General features: G+C 72.4%; 2 protein-coding genes and 1 pseudogene. All 3 read left to right on the top strand.

What is annotated here, in order from left to right:
- Nucleotides 1–267, top strand: a pseudogene (locus ESO86_RS15215) (GuaB3 family IMP dehydrogenase-related protein); the annotation flags it as partial.
- A gap of 191 nt (nucleotides 268–458) precedes the next feature.
- A complete protein-coding gene (locus ESO86_RS15210) occupies nucleotides 459–2,189 on the top strand; it encodes a glycerol-3-phosphate dehydrogenase/oxidase (RefSeq protein WP_207207171.1) in 1,731 nt (576 codons plus the stop codon).
- Between the two features lie 57 nt (nucleotides 2,190–2,246).
- Nucleotides 2,247–2,648: SURF1 family cytochrome oxidase biogenesis protein (locus ESO86_RS15205; protein WP_277985238.1), on the top strand; the 402-nt coding region annotated here is incomplete at its 3' end.

Genomic DNA, 2,648 nt, shown 5'->3' with positions numbered 1-2,648 from the left:
GCGGCGCTCGCGCGTGCGACCGACGCCCCGGGCGGCGGATGGCACTGGGGCCCGGAGGCGCACCACTCGAAGCTGCCGCGCGGCCAGCGCGTGCAGGTCGGCCAGGTCGCCCCGCTCGAGGAGATCCTCTACGGCCCCGCGCCCGCCGCCGACGGCACGGCCAACCTCGTCGGTGCGCTGCGCAAGTCGATGGCCACCACCGGGTACTCCGACCTCAAGGAGTTCCAGCGGGTCGAGGTCGTCGTCGCGCCGTACCAGTCGGCGTAGTCCGCATCCGTCCGGTTCGTCGCAGCGGCGACGGCCGTCCCCCGCGGTCGCGGTCGCGGTCGACCGTTCCGGCGCCGACTGTCAACCCGCCCGCATCCCCAGCCGATTCCATGGCCCAGCGCGCGGCGCTCGGGTAGCGTTGGGACGGACGGGCGTGGCCGCCGCGGTCCGCCCGGGGATGGGGAGCGACGATGGCGAGACTGAAGACGGTGACGCGTTCGAACAAGCTCGGACCGGAGGAGCGTGAGGCGGCGATCGCACGCCTCAAGGAGAAGGAACTCGACGTCCTCGTGGTCGGCGGTGGCATCGTCGGCACGGGCGCGGCGCTCGACGCCGTGACACGCGGGCTGTCGACCGGACTCCTCGAGGCGAGGGACTGGGCGTCGGGCACCTCGAGCCGATCGTCCAAGCTCGTGCACGGCGGCATCCGCTACCTCGAGCAGCTCGACTTCCGACTCGTGCGCGAGGCGCTCATCGAACGCGGCCTCCTGCTGCAGCGCATCGCGCCGCACCTCGTGAAGCCCGTGCGGTTCCTCTACCCGCTGCAGAAGCGGGTGTTCGAGCGGGTCTACATCGGCGCCGGCATGCTGCTCTACGACATCTTCAGCTACTCGGGCGGACGACCGCCGGGCGTGCCGCACCACCGGCATCTCTCGAAGCGCCAGGTCATGCGCGCGATCCCGTCCCTCTCGGAGGACGCGCTCGTCGGCGGGCTGACGTACTACGACGCGCAGGTCGACGACGCCCGGTACGTGGCATCCCTCGCCCGCACCGCGTCGTTCTACGGCGCGCACGTCGCGAGCCGGGTCAAGGTCGAGGGCTTCGTGAAGGTGGGCGAGCGCGTGGTGGGCGTCAAGGCCCACGACCTGCAGACCGACGAGCACTTCGAGATCCGTGCGAAGCAGGTCGTGAACGCGACCGGGGTGTGGACCGACGACACGCAGCGCATGGTGGGCGAGCGTGGCACCTTCAAGGTGCGCGCGTCCAAGGGCATCCACCTCGTCGTGCCGCGCGACCGCATCCAGTCGGCCATGGGCATGATCTTCCGCACCGAGAAGAGCGTGCTGTTCGTCATCCCGTGGGGCCGGCACTGGCTGATCGGCACGACCGACACCGACTGGAACCTCGACAAGGCGCACCCGGCGGCGACGGCGGCCGACATCGACTACCTGATCGAGCACGTGAACGCCGTCCTGGCGATCCCGCTGACCCGCGAGGACGTGGAGGGCGTGTTCGCGGGGCTCAGGCCGTTGCTCGCGGGGGAGAGCGAGTCGACGTCGAAGCTCTCGCGCGAGCACGTCGTCGCGCACACCGTGCCCGGGCTCGTCGTCGTCGCCGGCGGCAAGTGGACCACCTACCGGGTCATGGCGAAGGACGCGATCGACGCGGCCGCCGACGCGCTCGACGGTCGCGTGCCCACCTCGACGACGCAGGACATCCCGCTCCTCGGTGCCGAGGGATACCAGGCCGCCTGGAACAAGCGCGGCAAGATCGCCCGGGCGTTCGGCGTCCACAAGGTCCGAATCGAGCACCTGCTGAACCGGTACGGCACGCTCACCGACGAACTCCTCGACCTGATCCGCGAGACCCCCGAACTCGGCGATCCGCTGCCCGGGGCCGACGACTACCTCGGCGCCGAGGTCGTGTACGCCGCCTCGCACGAGGGTGCCCTGCACCTCGACGACGTGCTCGCGCGGCGCACGCGCATCTCGATCGAGGCGTGGGACCGCGGGGTCTCAGCCGCGCCGGTCGCCGCGAGGCTCATGGCGGGCGTGCTCGGCTGGGACGCAGACCGCGAGGCGCTCGAGGTCGAGCGGTACCTGCAGCGCGTCGCCGCGGAGCGGGCGTCGCAGGAGCAGCCCGACGACGAGTCGGCCGACCGGGAGCGGCTCGAGGCGCCCGACATCGTGAAGGTCGACTGATCCGCCGAGACCGCTCGCAGGGGGCGCGCATCCCGCCCGGCTAGAATCTCGGGCGACATGCTCCGGATGATGCTGCGCCCCCGCTGGGTGCTCGCCCTGATCGCTGCGCTCGGCATCGCGGCGGGCTTCGCGCTCCTCGCGCAGTGGCAGGTCGACCGTGCGGTCGAGCAGGCGACCGTGGTCGAGCGACCCACCGAGGACGTGCGCCCCTTCGGTGACGTGGTTCGGCCCGACGGCCCGACCGAGCAGGCGGCGACCGGCCAGCGCGTCTCGGTGACCGGCACGATCGTGCCGGGCGACACCATGCTCGTGCAGGGCCGCCTCAACGACGGCGTCCCCGGGTGGTGGGTCGTCGCCCACCTCGAGGTGACGGATGCCGCGCCCGGCGGCCTCCCCGTCGCCCTCGGCTGGACGGCCGACGAGGAGACGGCGCGCGCGGCGCTCGCCGAGGTCGATCGC

The sequence above is a fragment of the Agromyces binzhouensis genome, assembly GCF_004135055.1.
Lineage (GTDB): Bacteria > Actinomycetota > Actinomycetes > Actinomycetales > Microbacteriaceae > Agromyces > Agromyces binzhouensis.
Note: the sequence above shows the minus strand (reverse complement) of the source record. Positions and strands in the feature narration are given on the sequence as shown.